At 59.6% G+C, this 18,033-nt stretch carries 14 protein-coding genes; 6 read left to right on the forward strand and 8 right to left on the reverse strand.

Going from position 1 to position 18,033, the window contains the following annotated elements; translation table 11 throughout:
- The first annotated feature begins 11 nt into the window (after positions 1–11).
- The 6 genes from AC1DWG_RS07345 (at position 12) to cobA (ending at position 9,586) form a co-directional block, all read left to right on the forward strand.
- Complete coding sequence (locus AC1DWG_RS07345) at positions 12–1,223, forward strand: nitrate/nitrite transporter (protein ID WP_477752610.1); 1,212 nt, start codon at positions 12–14, stop codon at positions 1,221–1,223.
- A gap of 7 nt (positions 1,224–1,230) precedes the next feature.
- Complete coding sequence (locus tag AC1DWG_RS07350) at positions 1,231–2,901, forward strand: bifunctional protein-serine/threonine kinase/phosphatase (protein ID WP_477787567.1); 1,671 nt, start codon at positions 1,231–1,233, stop codon at positions 2,899–2,901.
- A gap of 404 nt (positions 2,902–3,305) precedes the next feature.
- Positions 3,306–5,759: a nitrite reductase large subunit NirB gene (gene nirB / locus AC1DWG_RS07355; RefSeq protein WP_477752608.1), complete on the forward strand. Its 2,454-nt coding sequence runs from the start codon at positions 3,306–3,308 to the stop codon at positions 5,757–5,759.
- Positions 5,756–6,073, forward strand: coding sequence for a nitrite reductase small subunit NirD (gene nirD, locus AC1DWG_RS07360; RefSeq protein WP_477762389.1), 318 nt, complete (start codon positions 5,756–5,758; stop codon positions 6,071–6,073). Before nirB ends, nirD begins: the two co-directional genes overlap by 4 nt.
- The gene (locus AC1DWG_RS07365; RefSeq protein ID WP_477787568.1) at positions 6,073–8,790 is read left to right on the forward strand and encodes a nitrate reductase; all 2,718 of its coding nucleotides are present in this window, start codon (positions 6,073–6,075) and stop codon (positions 8,788–8,790) included. The genes nirD and AC1DWG_RS07365 overlap by 1 nt, the downstream gene beginning before the upstream one ends.
- 10 nt (positions 8,791–8,800) lie before the next feature.
- Entirely contained in the window at positions 8,801–9,586 is a 786-nt protein-coding gene (gene cobA, locus AC1DWG_RS07370) for a uroporphyrinogen-III C-methyltransferase (protein WP_477762391.1), read from the forward strand.
- A gap of 75 nt (positions 9,587–9,661) precedes the next feature.
- On the opposite strand, the gene AC1DWG_RS07375 is transcribed toward cobA, so the two are convergent.
- The 8 genes from AC1DWG_RS07375 to ppsA all read right to left on the reverse strand — a co-directional run bounded on the left by AC1DWG_RS07375 (position 9,662) and on the right by ppsA (position 17,863).
- Positions 9,662–10,708, reverse strand: coding sequence for an OmpA family protein (locus tag AC1DWG_RS07375; protein WP_477752605.1), 1,047 nt, complete (start codon positions 10,706–10,708; stop codon positions 9,662–9,664).
- Between the two features lie 107 nt (positions 10,709–10,815).
- Entirely contained in the window at positions 10,816–11,406 is a 591-nt protein-coding gene (sigX, locus tag AC1DWG_RS07380; RefSeq protein ID WP_081501652.1) for an RNA polymerase sigma factor SigX, read from the reverse strand.
- Positions 11,407–11,496: 90 nt separating this feature from the next.
- The gene (locus AC1DWG_RS07385) at positions 11,497–12,321 is read right to left on the reverse strand and encodes a mechanosensitive ion channel family protein (protein ID WP_223544160.1); all 825 of its coding nucleotides are present in this window, start codon (positions 12,319–12,321) and stop codon (positions 11,497–11,499) included.
- Positions 12,322–12,323: 2 nt separating this feature from the next.
- Positions 12,324–12,572: a hypothetical protein gene (locus tag AC1DWG_RS07390; protein WP_007996720.1), complete on the reverse strand. Its 249-nt coding sequence runs from the start codon at positions 12,570–12,572 to the stop codon at positions 12,324–12,326.
- Positions 12,573–12,634: 62 nt separating this feature from the next.
- Positions 12,635–13,630, reverse strand: a complete 996-nt coding sequence (locus AC1DWG_RS07395) for a zinc transporter ZntB (RefSeq protein ID WP_477752602.1) — start codon at positions 13,628–13,630, stop codon at positions 12,635–12,637.
- Positions 13,631–13,657: 27 nt separating this feature from the next.
- Positions 13,658–14,146, reverse strand: a complete 489-nt coding sequence (rraA, locus tag AC1DWG_RS07400; protein ID WP_477752622.1) for a ribonuclease E activity regulator RraA — start codon at positions 14,144–14,146, stop codon at positions 13,658–13,660.
- 140 nt (positions 14,147–14,286) lie between these two features.
- Positions 14,287–15,276 (reverse strand): alpha/beta fold hydrolase, encoded by a 990-nt coding sequence (locus AC1DWG_RS07405; RefSeq protein WP_477762392.1) that lies wholly within the window; start codon positions 15,274–15,276, stop codon positions 14,287–14,289.
- 211 nt (positions 15,277–15,487) lie between these two features.
- On the reverse strand, positions 15,488–17,863 hold the full coding sequence (gene ppsA, locus AC1DWG_RS07410; RefSeq protein WP_477762393.1) for a phosphoenolpyruvate synthase: 2,376 nt from the start codon (positions 17,861–17,863) through the stop codon (positions 15,488–15,490).
- Between the last annotated feature and the right edge of the window lie 170 nt (positions 17,864–18,033).

Consider the following 18,033-nt stretch of genomic DNA (forward strand, 5'->3'; position numbering starts at 1 on the left):
TGAGGTGCGCAATGAATTCAAGCTTCTGGAAATCCGGCCATACACCCACATTGTTCGCAGCCTTCCTCTATTTCGACCTGAGTTTCATGGTCTGGTACCTGCTCGGTCCTTTGGCGGTACAGATCGCTGCCGACCTGCACCTGACGACGCAGCAACGGGGACTGGTGGTTGCCACGCCGATTCTGGCCGGGGCTGTATTGCGCTTTGCGATGGGCCTGCTGGCTGATCGCCTGTCGCCAAAAACCGCCGGGATAATCGGCCAGGTGATCGTCATCTGCGCCCTGTTCGTCGCCTGGAAAGTCGGCATTCACAGTTACGAGCAAGCGCTGTTGCTGGGCCTGTTCCTCGGCATGGCCGGTGCGTCCTTCGCCGTCGCCCTGCCGCTGGCCTCGCAATGGTATCCGCCCCAGCACCAAGGCAAAGCCATGGGCATCGCCGGTGCCGGCAACTCGGGCACTGTGCTCGCCGCACTGATTGCCCCGGTACTGGCCGCCATGTTTGGCTGGAGCAACGTGTTCGGCTTCGCCCTGATCCCGCTGATCCTGACCTTGATCGTCTTCGCCTGGCTGGCCAAAAATGCACCCGAGCGCCCGAAAGCCAAGTCTGTGTCTGACTATTTCAAGGCCCTGGGTGACCGCGACAGCTGGTGGTTCATGTTTTTCTACAGCGTGACCTTCGGTGGTTTTATCGGTCTGGCCAGTGCCCTGCCCGGCTACTTCAACGACCAATACGGCCTGAGCCCGGTGACCGCCGGCTACTACACTGCTGCATGTGTGTTCGGTGGCAGCCTGATGCGTCCTCTGGGCGGCGCGCTGGCGGATCGCTTTGGCGGGATTCGTACCTTGCTGGCGATGTACACCGTGGCGGCGATCTGCATTGCGACAGTGGGTTTCAATCTGCCGAGCTCCTACGCCGCACTGGCGCTTTTCGTCTGCACCATGCTCGGTCTGGGCGCAGGCAATGGCGCGGTATTCCAGTTGGTGCCCCAGCGTTTTCGCCGGGAAATCGGCGTGATGACCGGCCTGATCGGCATGGCCGGCGGCATCGGTGGCTTCGCACTGGCCGCCGGCATGGGCGCAATCAAACAAAGCACCGGCAGCTATCAACTGGCCTTGTGGTTGTTCGCAAGCCTCGGTGTACTTGCCTGGTTCGGTCTGCACGGTGTGAAACGTCGCTGGAGAACCACTTGGGGTTCGGCCGCCGTCACCGCAGCACGGGTGTGAGGACTGAATGAGCCTGCAACTGAGCTTCGCCGAACACAGCGCCATCGGCCCCCGCGAGGAGAACCAGGACGCTCTGCGCCTGGTCACTCCGGCCCCGGCGCTGGCGGCGAGCAAGGGTTACCTGTTCGCCATCGCCGACGGCGTCAGCCAATGCGCCGATGGCGGTCTCGCGGCCCGTTCGACCTTGCAGGCCCTGGCGCTGGACTACTACGCCACCCCGGAAACCTGGGGCGTCGCCCAGGCATTGGACCGTCTGTTACTGGCGCAAAATCGCTGGTTGCAGGCGAACGGTGGCGGGCAACCGCTGCTGACCACTGTCAGTGCCTTGGTGATGCGTGGCCGGCGTTTCACCCTGGCGCATGTCGGCGATTGCCGGGTTTATCGCTGGCACGCCGACACGCTGCAACGGGTGAGTGAGGATCACGTCTGGGACCAGCCGGGCATGCAGCATGTGCTCAAACGGGCCTTGGGACTGGATCAACACCTGGTGCTGGACTTTCTCGATGGCGAACTACGGCTGAATGAGAGTTTCGTGCTGCTCAGCGACGGCATCTGGGCCGTGCTGGGCGACACCGCCATTGCGGGCATTTTGCGCGATCAACCTGACCTGAACAGTGCCGCGCAGACCCTGGTCAGCGCTGCGCATCTGGCCGGCAGCCAGGACAACGCCAGCGCCCTGCTGGTGCGGGTCGATGCCCTCGGTGAAACCAGCATTGGCGATGCACTGATTCATCTGCAGCAATGGCCACTCCCGCCCGCGCTGAAGCCAGGCCAGCCTTTCGAAGGCTGGCAGGTCGAAGGGATCCTCGGCCAGAGCCAGCAATCGCTGCTCTACCGGGTGCGCGACGCACAACAACAGCCCTGGCTGCTGAAAACCTTGCCCAGTGCGCTACGTGACGATCACCAGGCCGGGCAGGCGTTGTTGTCGGAGGAATGGTTTCTCAAGCGTGTGGTCGGGCGGCATTTTCCTGAAGTCCATGCCGCCAGTCAGCGTCAGCATTTGTACTACGTGATGCGGGAATATTCCGGGTCGACCTTGGCTGAGCTGCATGAGCGTGTCGCAACGCTGCCATTGGCTCAATGGCTGGACCTGGCCGAACGCCTGCTGCGAGCTATCGGCATCTTGCATCGACGGCAAATTCTGCATCGCGATATCAAACCGGAGAACCTGCTGCTAGGGGACGACGGCGAGTTGCGCCTGCTGGATTTCGGCCTCGCCTATTGTCCCGGGCTGTCCGAAGATCAAGCTTGCGCCCTGCCCGGAACGCCCAGCTATATCGCGCCGGAAGCCTTTCGAGGTGACCCTCCTACACCACAACAGGATTTGTATGCAGTCGGCGTGACCTTGTATTACCTGCTGACCGGGCATTATCCCTACGGCGAAATCGAAGCGTTCCAACGCCCTCGATTTGGTGTGCCTGTCAGCGCCAGTCGCTACCGGCCCGACCTGCCGGAATGGATCGCGCAAAGCCTGGAGCGCGCAGTGGCGGCGGCTCCGGATCAGCGCTTTGAAACAGCGGAAGAATGGTTGTTGCTACTGGAACAGGGAGAACGACGCAGTTTGAGCGTGCGCCCCAGACCGTTGCTGGAGCGCGAACCGCTGAAAGTCTGGCGGACGTTGGCGCTGGTGTCGTTGCTGGTGAATCTGGTGCTGTTGTTTTTGCTGTTTCATGGTTGAGCTGTTTATTGACCCCAAAAGATCAAAAGATCGCAGCCTGCACCAGCTCTTACGGGTGGCCCACGATCCCCTGTAGGAGCTGGCGCAGCCTGCGATCTTTTGATCTTTCTGCTTCAAAACCGGGCATAGCGCATTGAACCGGTGCACGCAAACACCCTCCTTCCACGGTGAGAGCCCATAAATTCGGCATTTGGGCGACTTGGCACAACCGCTGCATTATCTTTTCCAACATACATAAAGCCCAGCCTTCAACGTAGAAAGCTGCGCTGCCCGAGAGAACGGGACAAGGACAAAGGCGTCCTCGCTAGTTAACTGGCGAGACGCCTTTTTTTGTTTGCGCAAAATTTTGTCGAGCAAGGCCTGAATGCCCTGATGAGGCAGGCCCGAGCTCCCCGGAGAACCTGATGAAAAAACTAAAACTGGTGATGATCGGCAACGGCATGGCCGGGGTTCGCACCCTGGAAGAACTGCTCAAGCTGAGTAATGAGCTGTACGACATCACGGTCTTCGGCGCCGAACCCCATACCAACTACAACCGCATCCTGCTGTCGCCCGTACTGGCCGGCGAACAGACCTTCGAAGAGATCGTGCTCAACGACCTGGACTGGTACCTGGAAAACAACATCAAGCTGCTGCTCAACCGCAAGGTGGTGGAGATCGACCGGGTCAAGCGCCGGGTCATTGCCGAAGACGGCAGCGAAGCCGAATACGATCGCCTGCTCATCGCCACCGGCTCGACGCCTTTCATCCTGCCCATTCCCGGCAACACCCTTGAGGGCGTGATCGGCTACCGCGACATCGCCGACACCCAGGCCATGATCGACACCGCGAAAACCCACCGCCACGCCGTAGTGATCGGTGGCGGCCTGCTCGGTCTGGAGGCTGCCAACGGCCTGATGCTGCGGGGCATGCACGTGACCGTGGTGCATATCGGTGAGTGGTTGCTGGAGCGGCAGCTGGACAAGACCAGCGGCCAACTGCTGCAAACCGCCCTGGAGTCTCGCGGCCTGCATTTCCGTCTGTGCGAGCAGACCCAGGCCCTGCACGACGCGGGCAATGGCCGGGTCGGTTCGGTGCAATTCAAGAACGGCGACATCATCCCCGCTGACCTGGTAGTGATGGCCGCCGGCATTCGCCCCAATACCGAACTGGCGGAGAAATCCGGCATTCCGTGCAGCCGCGGGATTCTGGTCAACGACACCCTGCAAACCTACGACCCACGGATCTATGCCATCGGCGAGTGTGCCAGCCACCGCGGCATCGCCTATGGTTTGGTGGCGCCGCTGTTCGAACAGGCCAAAGTCTGCGCCAACCACCTGGCCCAACTGGGTTTTGCCACCTACAAGGGTTCGGTGACCTCGACCAAATTGAAGGTTACCGGTATCGACCTGTTCTCCGCCGGCGACTTCATGGGCGGTGAAGGCACCGAGACCATCACCCTCTCGGACCCGATTGGCGGCGTCTACAAGAAACTGGTGATCAAGGATGACGTGCTGGTCGGCGCCTGTCTGTACGGCGATACGGCGGATGGCGGCTGGTATTTCCGGCAGATCCGCGAGAATCACGCCATCGACGAGATCCGCGATCACTTGATGTTCGGTGAAAATGCACTGGGCGACGTAGGACATCAGGGCCAGGACAAAGCCATGAGCATGGCCGACACGGCCGAAGTCTGCGGCTGCAACGGTGTGTGCAAAGGCACCATCGTCAAGGCCATTCAGGAACATGGGCTATTCAGTGTCGACGACGTCAAGAAACACACCAAGGCTGCCAGCTCCTGCGGTTCCTGCGCCGGCCTCGTCGAACAGATCCTGATCAACACCGTGGGCGGCGCCGCGGACGTCAAACCAAAAAGCGAAAAGGCCATCTGCGGCTGCAGCGACCTCAATCACGGGCAAATCCGCCAGGCCATCCGCGAGCAGCACCTGCTGACCATCGCCGGCACCATGAGCTACCTGAACTGGCGCACACCCAACGGCTGCGCCACCTGCCGGCCGGCGCTCAACTACTACCTGATTTCCACCTGGCCAGGGGAAGCCAGGGACGACCCGCAATCGCGCCTGATCAACGAAAGGGCTCACGCCAACATTCAGAAAGACGGCACTTACTCTGTAGTCCCGAGGATGTGGGGCGGTGTGACCAATCCTTCGGAACTGCGGCGCATTGCCGATGTTGCCGACAAGTACAACGTGCCGATGGTCAAAGTCACCGGTGGTCAGCGCATCGACTTGCTAGGCATCCGCAAGCAAGACCTGCCGGGGGTATGGAAAGACCTGGACATGCCGTCCGGCCACGCCTACGGCAAATCCATCCGCACGGTGAAAACCTGCGTCGGCAGCGAGTTCTGCCGCTTTGGCACCCAGAACTCAACACAGTTGGGTATCGAACTGGAACATGACCTGTTCAACATGTGGTCACCGCACAAGGTGAAACTGGCTGTCTCCGGTTGCCCGCGCAACTGCTCGGAAGCCGGCATCAAGGATGTGGGAATTATCGGCGTGGACTCCGGCTGGGAGATGTACATCGGTGGCAACGGCGGGATCAAGACCGAAGTCGCGGAATTCTTCGTCAAACTGAAAACCGCTGAAGAAGTCCGCGAATACAACGGTGCGTTCCTGCAGCTCTATCGCGAAGAAGCCTTCTACCTCGAACGCACCGTGCACTACCTGCAACGGGTCGGCATGGAACACATCAAGAAAGCCGTGCTGGAAGATCCGGAGCGTCGCAAAGCGCTCAACGATCGCCTGCAATTCTCCCTGTCGTTCGAACAGGACCCGTGGAAGGAGCGCCTGGAACAGCCCCTGCTGAAAAAAGAATTCGACGTCATCCCCGTGAAAAACCTGGAGGTGCTGGCATGAACTGGCTGGATATCTGCGCACTGGAAGAGATCAATGCCCTGGGCTCGCGGATCATCGCCGGGCCAAAGGGAGACATCGCAATTTTTCGTACCAGCGACGACGAAGTGTTCGCCCTCGACGACCGCTGCCCGCACAAGGGCGGCCCGTTGTCCCAAGGTCTGGTCTACGGCAAGCGGGTGGCCTGCCCGTTGCACAACTGGCAAATCGACCTGGAAAGCGGCGAAGCCCTGGCCCCGGACATCGGCTGTACCCATCACCATCTCGCCCGGGTGGAAAACGGCCGGGTGATGCTGGCCCTGCGGGATGCAGGCTGATGGACCGCCAGATCACTGCATCCACCTGCTGTTACTGCGGGGTCGGCTGTGGCGTGCTGATCGAACACGACGGCGAGCGCATCCTCGGCGTCAGCGGCGACCCGGCGCACCCGGCCAATTTCGGCAAACTGTGCAGCAAGGGCTCGACCCTGCACCTGACCGGCGACGAGACCGCGCGGGCGCTGTACCCCGAACTGCGCCTCGGCAAAGGCCTGGCCCGCCACCGCACCGACTGGGATACCGCCCTCGATCACGCCGCCAGCGTTTTTGCCGCGACCATTGCCGAACATGGCCCGGACAGCGTGGCGTTTTACATTTCCGGGCAACTGTTGACCGAGGACTACTACGCCTTCAACAAGCTGGCACGTGCCCTGGTGGGTACCAACAACATCGACAGCAATTCGCGGCTGTGCATGTCCTCGGCGGTGGTCGGCTACAAGCGCAGCCTGGGTGCCGACGCCCCGCCCTGCAGCTACGAAGACCTGGAGCTGAGCGATTGCGTGATGATCGTCGGCAGCAACATGGCCTACGCCCATCCGGTGCTGTTCCGTCGGCTGGAAGAGGCCAAAGTCCGCCGGCCGCAGATGAAGGTCATCGTCATTGACCCACGTCGTACAGACACCTGCGATCTGGCTGATCTGCACCTGCCGATCTTGCCGGGCACCGATGTCGCTTTATTCCATGGGATTTTGCATTTGCTGCTGTGGGAAGACTGGATCGATCGTGACTTCATCAAGGACCATACCGAAGGCTTGCCCGAGCTGAAGAAACTGGTGCGCGATTACACACCGCAGATGGTGTCGCAGCTGTGCGGAATCAGCGTTGAGCAACTGCAGCAATGCACTGAATGGGTCGGTACTTCACCGTCTTTCCTGTCGTTGTGGTGCATGGGGTTGAACCAGTCCACCGCTGGCAGCGCGAAAAACAGTGCACTGATCAATCTGCACCTGGCCACCGGGCAAATTGGTCGCCCGGGTGCAGGACCTTTCTCGTTGACCGGTCAGCCGAATGCCATGGGTGGGCGGGAAACCGGTAGCCTGTCTAACCTGCTGCCGGGTCATCGTGACGCAGCCAACCCTGAGCACCGTGCCGACGTGGCCGCTTACTGGGGCGTTGATCAACTGCCCGAAAACCCGGGGCTGACTGCCATCGAGTTGTTTGAGCAGGTGGGCAACGGAAAGATCAAAGCCTTGTGGATCGCCTGCACCAACCCCGCGCAATCTCTACCCGATCAGACTGCCGTGCGCGCGGCACTGCAAGCCTGCCCATTCGTGGTCTTGCAGGAGGCCTTTCGCACCACTGAAACCGCCAGGTTTGCCGACCTGTTGTTGCCCGCCGCCAGTTGGGGCGAAAAGGACGGTACGGTGACCAACTCCGAACGGCGTATTTCCCACGTCCGCCGCGCGATCGCCGCACCAGGTGAAGCGCGTCCGGACTGGGCGATCACGGTGGATTTCGCACAGCGCCTGGAGAAACATCTGCGTCCGGAAGCGACCAGCCTGTTTGCCTTTGAAACCCCGGCACAGGTCTTCGACGAATACAAACAGCTGACGCGTGGCCGGGATCTGGATTTGTCCGGGATCAGCCACGGGTTGATCGACAAAATCGGCCCGCAACAATGGCCCTTTCCTACGGGGTCCAGCGCAGGCACCGCCCGCCTCTATCTCGACGGCATTTTCCCGACTTCCAGCGGACGCGCGCAGTTCGTGGCCGATCCCTATCGCGCCGCCAAGGAACAACGTGAGGCGCGTTTCCCGCTAACGCTGATCACCGGTCGTCTGCGCGATCAATGGCACGGCATGAGCCGCACCGGCACCGCCGCGCAGTTGTTCGGTCATGTCAGTGAAGCCGTATTGAGCCTGCACCCGGATGAGCTGCGCCGGCATCGCCTGCAAACCGGCGATTTGATCAGCCTGAAAAGCCGCCGCGGCGCGGTGATCTTGCCGGTCGCCAGTGACGATAGCGTGCGTCCGGGCCAAGCCTTCTTGCCGATGCATTTTGGTGACCGTTTCCTCAAGGGGGGCGTGAACAGCCTCACCCTGCCCGCCTTCGACCCGTTGTCGAAACAACCGGAACTCAAACACAGCGGCGTGCGCCTGGAACCGGTGCATTTACCTTGGCACCTTTTTGCGCTGATAGAGGGCGATGTCCAACAACACTTTGAGACTCTGCGCCCCCTCTGCGAGGCGTTTTCCTACGTCAGCCTCAGTTTGACCGGTCGTGAGCGCCCTGCGCTGCTTATACGCGCTGCCAGCGCCACGGCGCCAGATCCGCAACTGCTGCGCGATATCGATCAATGCCTGGGGCTAAACGATGGACCGGTCCTGGCCTACGACGATCCACGACGCTCCATCGGTAAGCGGGTGCGGATCGAGAACGGCCGGATCACAGCGATCCGCTTGGCGGGTGAAACCCTCGCCCGGCACTGGCTGCAAAACCTCTGGCTCGAAGGTCGCTCCGATGAACAACTACGGCGCTGGCTGCTCGCGCCACTGAGTGCCCCACCGGGCCAGGTTGACGCCGAAGCGATCGGCAACAAAACCCTGTGCAACTGCAAAAACGTCAGCCAAAACGCGGTCTGCGCTGGCATCCGCCGCGGCCTGGACTTGCCGGGTTTGAAACAAGAATTGGGTTGCGGCACGCAATGCGGCTCCTGCGTCCCGGAAATCAAGCGTTTGCTGGCCGCCACCGCGCAGCCGCAAGCCGCCATCTCGTGAGGAAAACACTATGAGCGCAAAAGTCTGGCTGGTGGGTGCAGGTCCCGGTGATCCTGAATTACTGACCCTCAAAGCTGTTCGGGCGTTGAGAGAAGCGGATGTAGTGCTGATCGACGATCTGGTCAACGACGTGGTGCTGGAGCACTGTCCCGGCGCGCGGATAATTCCGGTGGGCAAGCGCGGCGGCTGTCGTTCAACGCCGCAAGCCTTTATCCATCGCCTGATGTTGCGTTATGCCCGTCAGGGCAAATGCGTGGTGCGCCTCAAGGGTGGCGACCCGTGCATCTTCGGGCGTGGCGGTGAAGAAGCGCAGTGGTTGCGTGAGCGTGGTGTCGAGGTTGAACTGGTCAATGGCATCACCGCCGGCCTGGCGGGCGCGACGCAATGCGATATTCCATTGACCCTGCGCGGCGTGGCACGAGGGGTGACTCTGGTGACCGCCCACACTCAGGATGACAGCAGCCTGAACTGGCAAGCGCTGGCCCAAGGCGGCACGACACTGGTGATCTACATGGGGGTGGCGAAGCTCAGCGAGATCCGTGAGCAACTGCTGGCCGGGGCAATGGCGGCAGATACGCCGGTGGCAATGATTGAAAATGCATCGTTGCCGCATCAACGGGAATGTCGAAGCAGCCTGATGGCAATGGAGGAAGATGCCTGTGCTTTCGAGTTGAAAAGCCCGGCAATCCTGGTGATTGGCGCAGTCGCAGCCAACGCCATCTCCTCCTGTGGGAGCGAGCCTGCTCGCGAAGAGGTTCTGTCCGTCGACATCAATGTTGGATATCAACGCGCCTGACGCGTCCCTCCTCACTAAATCGCAGACAAAGAAAAGCCCGGCCTAAGCCGGGCTTTTCTCAGAGCTGCGAGCTAATTACTTAGCGTGAGCTTCAACCTGCGCTTCTACGCGACGGTTAACAGCGCGACCAGCTTCAGTTTTGTTGTCAGCAACCGGGCGGGATTCGCCGTAGCCAACGGACTGAATGCGGGACGACTCAACACCGTACTGGTTGGTCAGAACTTGCTTAACGGCGTTTGCACGACGCTCGGACAGTTTCTGGTTGTAAGCGTCAGGACCGACGTTATCGGTGTGACCTTCAACAGTAGTGGTGGTGGATGGGTACTGCTTCATGAAGTCAGCCAGGTTCTTGATGTCGCCGTAGCTGTTTGGCTTGACTGCCGACTTGTTGAAGTCGAACTTCACGTCCAGCTCTACACGAACGACTTCAGCAACAGCTGGGCAGCCATCAGCGTCAACAGTAACGTTGGCTGGGGTGTCCGGGCACTTGTCAACGTTGTCGCAAACGCCATCGTTGTCGCTGTCGGAGCAGACTTCTGGAGCTGGAACCGGAGCAGCAGCAGGCTTGTTGCCGCCACCGAAGTTCACGCCCAGACCTACGGACGGGATGTAGTCCCAACGGCCGTTGTCCAGCTTGTAGTCAGCTTCTACGCCAGCACGAGCGTAAACGTTTTCAACGAAGTAGTACTTAACGCCAGCGCCAGCAGTCAGGAAAGTCGACTGGTCACGACCGGTGTGGCCGTCAGCGGCAACGTTGGTCATGCTGCCGTGCTTGACACCACCTTGAACGTAAGGACGCAGAGCGTCGCCAGCGTTGTTGAAGTGGTATTGAGCGTTCAGACCAAACTGGTCGCCTTCGATTTTCTGGTTGCCGGTGTTGTTGTTCGAACGGGTGTAGTCATCGTTGTTGTAGGTGAAGTTCAACGATACGTCGTCGGTCAAGAAGTAACCGATGGAGGCGCCAGGAGTGTAGCCGTCTTCAACGTTGTTAACGCTGTCGTTGTACTTCTTCCCGTAGTTGAGCTCGCCTTCAACTGCGCCTTGGCCTTGTGCCAGTGCGCCGAACGAAGTAGCGGCAATAAGAGTACCAATGGCCAAGCCCAAGGTGTTTTTCAGTTTCATCCGTTAAATCCCCATCTGGTGATTGTGAAGCAGTCCCGCAAACTGGGGGACAACTCGGCGGCAAGTCTAACAGAACTTGCCTACACGTAAGAGATATTTGCGCTGAACTAAGTTTCAGCAATGCCTGCAAATTTCTCACGCAATTTATCTAGAGCGCGCTTGTACCGCATTTTTGTTGCACTCAAACCCATGTGCATGATGTCTGCGATCTCCTGAAACTCCAGCTCTGCGACAAATCGTAGCACCAGAATTTCGCGGTCAATCGGGTTCACATACACCAACCAGCGATCGAGTCCACCCTTTTCCTCAGGTTTCGGCGCCTTTTCTTCGGACGCTTCCTCAAGGGGGTCAAGACTCAATGCGTCCATCAAGCGACGCTTTCGCCGTTCCTTTCGATACTGTGTGATGCACTCGTTGTACGTGATGCTATATAGCCACGTCTTGAACTTCGATTTACCTTCGAAGTTCTTCAGGCCATACAGCACCTTCAACATGACCTCCTGACAGACATCGTCTGCGTCGCGATCGTTCCCGAGATATCGTGCACACACGTTAAATAATGTTCGTTGGTAACGCCGCATCAGCTCTTCATAGGCGCGTGTTACGTGAAACAGTTCGGTATGCGAGCGCGCGACCAACTCCTCATCAGAGAGCTCGCGGGGGTCGTAGCGCATGGATAACGATTGGGTTTTATTCAAAACAAGTCGGGCCGACAGTCAGGTCAATGTCCGCCGCAGCCAGCATCAGCAGGCATTTTGCGGCGGCATACATTAGCAGGGTTTGCCGGGTTAGTGGCTACTCACATGCTGCTCAAGGAGGATCCGATTGGAAAGAGAGACTAGCTCACCCTCATCGGTCAGCAATGTGGTTTTAACCGTGCCGATCTCTTCGATCTGGCCTTCGACCTCGCCAACACGTACTTGTTGCCCAACCTGGTACAGCTCGCGCACGTAGATTCCCGCAAGAATCTGGCCGGCAATTTCCCGGCTTCCCAACCCCATGGCCAGCGCTACCGCCAGACCAACGGTTATCAACACAATCACGATCACATGGTTCAGCAGGTCAGTCTTGACCTCCAGCTGGCTGATCGCAACCGAAATACTGATGATGATCACCAGGCCCTGGGCAATTCGACCAAGCCCTGAAGCATAGTCCAGGCCCACGCCTTCTGCCGCTCCACGCACCAACCCGTTGGCCAGTTGCGCCAGCAAAACACCTACCAGCAACACCAGCGCCGCGCCGAAAACCTTCGGCAGATACAACGCTAGCATATCCAGCGTAGCTGAAACCCGCTCAAGTCCAAGAGATTCTGCGGCGGAAACCAGAAAAATAAGCAGAATGAACCAATAGACGATCTTGCCGATCAGGGTCGAGATAGGAACTTGCAATCCAGCGCGGGACAGCAGCTTGGTCAGGCCAGTGCCGCCCATCAAGCGGTCAAGGCCCAGTTTGGCGAGCAATTTGGAAAGCAAGGTGTCCAGCAGTTTGGCCACGACAAAACCCAACAGCAGCACAACCAGTGCGCCGAACAGGTTCGGAATGAAGTTCGCAACCTTGGTCCACAACGCAGTCATTGCAGTGACGAGGCTCTGAGTCCAGAGATCAAGTTCCATATTCAATCAGCCTTATCAGCAGTGCGAGCAGCAGGTTTACGAAGACGGGATACCGGCGCGACATGGGCCGATCCGTTATTCAGGGCGATCATCAGCGCGGGCAACCAGCGCCCCAGCAGACTGAACAAATCACCGGCGCCAACCTGGCGGTTGGCGGTTTTCAGCACACGCCCCAGGCACGCATCGTCGTCCCGCGTGGACGGTGAGGCCTTGAGCATGTCGCGTAAAGACTGTTCAAACGGATCGTGCATACGCACCTCTCGTGATGTCTGTGGGAGACGCGGTCAGTTTTGCTCGGGTCACATGGTTTCCCTCAGACCCAGCACAAACGTCGGAATAACCACCACTGCCCCAGCGCCACCGAGACCATCATCAGGCAGGCGATCAGAAAGCCATAAGGGCTGGCAGAGAATGGAATGCCACCGACGTTGATCCCCAAAAGCCCGGTCAGAAAACTCATTGGCAAAAAGATCCCGGTGATGACGCCAAAGCGATACATCGTGCGATTCATGCGCACGCTCAACCGACGGTCTTCAGCTTCCAGGACCAGCCCCACCCGCTCCCGGGTCAATTCCAGCTCTTCGAGGTACCGGGTCAGGCTGTTGTTCAATTCGTTCCAGTAATCACCATCGTCCTCGACGAACCAGGGCAACTTGATCCGCGTCAATTGCCCGAAAATATCCCGCTGCGGAGCGAGAAAACGCTTCAACGCGGCGGCCCGGCGACGGATCTGCAATACAGCACCGTGCTCCGGCGCATACCGTTCGTCGGAATCTAGCTTTTCTTCTTCCTCATCGACCACCTCCGAGAGGTCACTGACCAGATCCTGCACCTTGTTGGTGAGGTACTGCGCCATGTACAGGATGAGTTCGGAGGCTGTTTTCGGCCCTTTGCCGTCGGCCAGTTGCACCAACAGTTCTTCAGTGGCGCGCAACGGACGCAAACGCAGGGAAATGACGCGCTGTGCAGAGCCGAAGATCCGCACCGACACCATGTCTTCAGGCTCGGCACCGGGGTTCAGATTGACCCCGCGCAAAAATAGCAGCAGTTCGCTGTCTGAAAGCTGTAAAAGTCGCGGACGGGTGTTTTCCTCGAGTAACAGGTCACAGCTGAATTCGCTTAGACCGCTGGATTTGCGCAACCAGGTCCGGGTTTGCGGATGACTGCGATCCCAATGCAGCCACAGGCTTTCATGGGCCTGCAGCTGCAAGTCATCGAGTTCAGTCCGGGCAATCGAACGCGCGCCGCCTCTACCGTCCAGCACCAGGGCATGCACCAGCCCCCATTGCGCGTTTTCTTCCTCGAACATCCGCACTCCTTTGGTTGGCTCAACGTTTTATTCAGGCATCTTCAGCGGGCTTGGCGAGACGATCACGCCATTGTTGTCCGCATAAATGTATTCGCCTGGACGGAACGTCACACCGGCAAACGTCACCACAACGTTGAGATCGCCGAGCCCGCGCCTGTCGGATTTCCTCGGGTGGCTGGCGAGGGCCTGAACGCCCAGATCGGTCTGCGCGACGATATCGACGTCGCGGATGCAACCGTAGATTACCAGCCCTTCCCAACCGTTTTTCGCGGCTTTCTCGGCCAGCATGTCCCCCAGCAACGCATGACGCAGGGAACCGCCACCGTCTACCACCAGCACTTTGCCATTCCCCTTGAGCTCGACCTGCTCCTTGACCCGCGAGTTGTCTTCGAAGCACTTGATGGTCACGATTTCGCCACCGAAGGAATCACGACCGCCGAAATTGCTGAACATCGGTTCCAGCACCTGCACCAGTTCCGGATAGGCGTCGCACAGGTCAGGCGTGAGGTAATGGATCATCGAGAAACTCCTGTAAAGAGGAAGACAGCACGAACATCAGTGATGACTCAGCCACGGAAAGTGACCGGAACAGCTCAATGCGTCATATCTTAGCCGCAAGCCGATCAGAGCGAAATGCCCTTGTTAGAGCGTCAGGCTCAAACCGCCGCGGCCAAATCCCGTTGATCTCCCAACAACGGTGCCTGCTGATCCGCCAGCCAGCGGGTCACCAACGGCCAGACTTCGGCCTGGGCGGGTTTGCTGACGAGCATTTCAACATGGCCGAAATTGTCGGCGAAACCTTGGTCTCGACCCAGGTTGATAAATTGCTTGTGCTCCGAACCGAATTGCTCGAACAGTTTGCGGCACGCCCACGCAGGATCCTGATGATCACCCGCTGCGCTCACGGCGAGCACCGGCAACTTGACCTCGGCCAAACCCGCCCACCAGTTTTTCTCGGCATCGCCAAAACGCCCGAACAGGCCAAACCAACGCATGCTTTCCAGGGCCAGGCCGATCGGCTCGTCCTCCGGGCCGCGCTTGAGCCTTGAGCCGGACAACTGGGCGAAACGCTTGAGAATGAAGCGGCTGCCCCACTCCACCGGTGGAATCTTCAAGGGCCAGTAAGTGCGGCTGACCTGGGTGCCAAAAAACGCCGCCGAGGCCACGACCGACTCACCGATGTACTCGCCACCCAGCGCCGCCGCCAGGGTAATACCGCCCAGTGAGTGACCGATCCAGTGCGGGGCCTGCCCGCTCTGCTCGCGCACGAACGCGCCGATGGCCGGCAGATCATAGCGAGCGTAGTCGGCGACTCGGTTCTTGCGGTAGTCGTGGTTACGTTGGGACAGGCCGTGACCGCGCATTTCCGGAATCCACACGTCGAACCCCAATCGAGCCAGATAAGCGCCCAACCCCAGGCCCTTGGGAGAAAACCAGAACCGGCGATTGGAAAAGCTGCCGTGCAGCAGGATCACCGGCACGCCACGGGAAGACGATTCATCGGCCATGCCAAGACGCGTCACAGCCAGTTCGACGGTGAAGTCGGGGCTGTTACCGGGTTTCAAACGATAGACATCTTCGCTCAAATCGCCGCGCCGTTCGGCGCTGATCAGAGCGACAGGAAATAGGTTGCTGCTGCTTTGCATAATCTCTTGCACAAAAAAGGGCGGCATCCAGATGGAGCCCGCCCTGCTTGAATCTCAAAAAGACCGCTCCCTGTAGGAGCGAGCCTTGCTCGCGAAGAACTTCAGGACACCACGTTTATCCAGGATAAACGCGTTATCGTTGACGTCCATCGTCGGAACGCCGCCCGGAGCAAGCTCGCTCCTACAGAGAGAGCGGCCCGTTTACACCGGATCAAGCCTGCGCCTGACCCTCAGCCAGGAAGAACCAGGTTTCCAGTACGGAGTCCGGGTTCAACGAAACGCTTTCAATGCCCTGTTCCATCAGCCACTTGGCCAGGTCCGGGTGGTCCGAAGGGCCCTGACCGCAGATGCCGATGTACTTGCCGGCCTTGTTGCACGCGGCAATGGCGTTGGCCAGCAACTTCTTGACTGCCGGATTACGCTCATCGAACAGATGCGCAATGATCCCGGAGTCACGGTCCAGGCCCAGGGTCAACTGGGTCAGGTCGTTGGAGCCGATGGAGAAACCGTCGAAGAACTCGAGGAATTCTTCCGCCAGGATGGCGTTGGACGGCAGTTCGCACATCATGATCACGCGCAGGCCGTTTTCGCCACGGGCCAGGCCGTTTTCCGCCAGCAGATCGACCACCTGGCTCGCTTCGCCCAAGGTACGGACGAATGGCACCATGATTTCGACGTTGGTCAGGCCCATCTCGTTGCGCACACGCTTCAGAGCGCGGCACTCGAGCTCGAAGCAGTCGCGGAACGATTCGCTGATGTAACGCGAAGCGCCGCGGAAGCCCAGCATCGGGTTCTCTTCTTCCGGCTCGTAGAGTTTGCCGCCGATCAGGTTGGCGTATTCGTTGGACTTGAAGTCCGACAGGCGCACGATGACTTTCTTCGGCCAGAACGCAGCTGCCAGGGTGCTGATGCCTTCGACCAGTTTTTCGACGTAGAAGCCGACCGGGTCGTTGTAGCCGGCAATGCGCTTGTCGACGCTTTCCTTGATGTCCAGCGGCAGGCCGTCGTAGTTCAGCAGTGCTTTAGGGTGCACGCCGATCATGCGGTTGATGATGAACTCCAGGCGGGCCAGACCCACACCGGCGTTCGGCAGCTGCGCGAAGTCGAAGGCGCGGTCCGGGTTGCCGACGTTCATCATGATCTTGAACGGCAGCTCCGGCATGGCGTCCACGGAGTTCTTCTTGATGTCGAAGCCCAGTTCGCCTTCGAAGATGAAACCGGTGTCGCCTTCAGCACAGGAAACGGTCACGCCCTGGCCGTCTTTCAACAGCTGGGTAGCGTTGCCGCAACCCACTACTGCCGGGATACCCAGCTCACGGGCGATGATCGCCGCGTGGCAAGTACGGCCGCCACGGTTGGTGACGATGGCGCTGGCGCGCTTCATGACCGGCTCCCAGTCCGGGTCGGTCATGTCGGAAACCAGTACGTCGCCTGGCTGGACCTTGTCCATTTCGGACACGTCCTTGATGATGCGGACCTTGCCGGCGCCGATGCGCTGGCCGATGGCGCGGCCTTCCACCAGCACGGTGCCGGTCTCTTTCAACAGGTAACGTTCCATGACGTTGGCCTGGGTGCGGCTCTTCACGGTTTCCGGACGGGCCTGCACGATGTACAGCTTGCCGTCGTCACCGTCCTTGGCCCACTCGATGTCCATCGGGCACTTGTAGTGCTTCTCGATGATCATCGCCTGCTTGGCCAACTCGCTGACTTCGGCGTCGGTCAGGCAGAAGCGGGCGCGATCGGCCTTGTCCACGTCGACGGTCTTCACCGAACGACCGGCCTTGGCCTCGTCGCCGTAGATCATCTTGATGGCCTTGCTGCCCAGGTTGCGGCGCAGGATGGCCGGACGACCAGCCGCCAGCGTGCCCTTGTGGACGTAGAACTCATCCGGGTTCACCGCGCCTTGTACGACGGTTTCACCCAGGCCGTAGGCGCCGGTGATGAACACCACGTCACGGAAGCCCGATTCGGTATCGAGGGTGAACATCACGCCGGCGGTGCCGGTTTCGGAACGGACCATGCGCTGCACGCCAGCGGACAGGGCAACCAGCTTGTGGTCGAAGCCCTGGTGCACGCGATAGGAAATGGCGCGGTCGTTGAACAGCGAAGCGAACACCTCTTTGGCGGCGCGGATGACGTTTTCCACACCACGGATGTTCAGGAAGGTTTCCTGCTGGCCGGCGAAGGAAGCGTCCGGCAAGTCTTCGGCGGTGGCTGAAGAACGCACGGCCACGGCCATGTCAGGGTTGCCGGCGGACAGCGTAGCGAACGCGGTACGAATTTCGGCATTCAGTTTTTCAGGGAATTCGGCTTCCATGATCCACTGGCGGATCTGGGCACCGGTTTTGGCCAGGGCATTCACGTCATCGACGTCCAGGGCATCGAGGGCGTCGTGAATCTGCTGGTTCAGGCCGCTCAGCTCCAGAAAATCACGATAAGCCTGAGCGGTCGTGGCGAAGCCACCGGGCACCGATACACCGGCGCCTGCCAGATTGCTGATCATCTCGCCGAGGGATGCGTTCTTGCCCCCCACATGCTCTACATCATGGACGCCGAGCTTATCGAGGGAAACTACGTACTCTACCAAGGTGATCTCTCCACTAACTGTGTTGGAAAAGCTCAGAAACCGGCTGCTTAAATGAGCATTTACCGGCTATATGGCCTGGACCTGGAAAATAAGTGAGAATGCGGGCCATTGGCGGCCGGCAAATCGCGCCTATCATATCCAAGATTCGTCACTAGCTTAAGGCCCAAGGT

It is taken from the genome of Pseudomonas sp. P4_B3, from assembly GCF_056402295.1.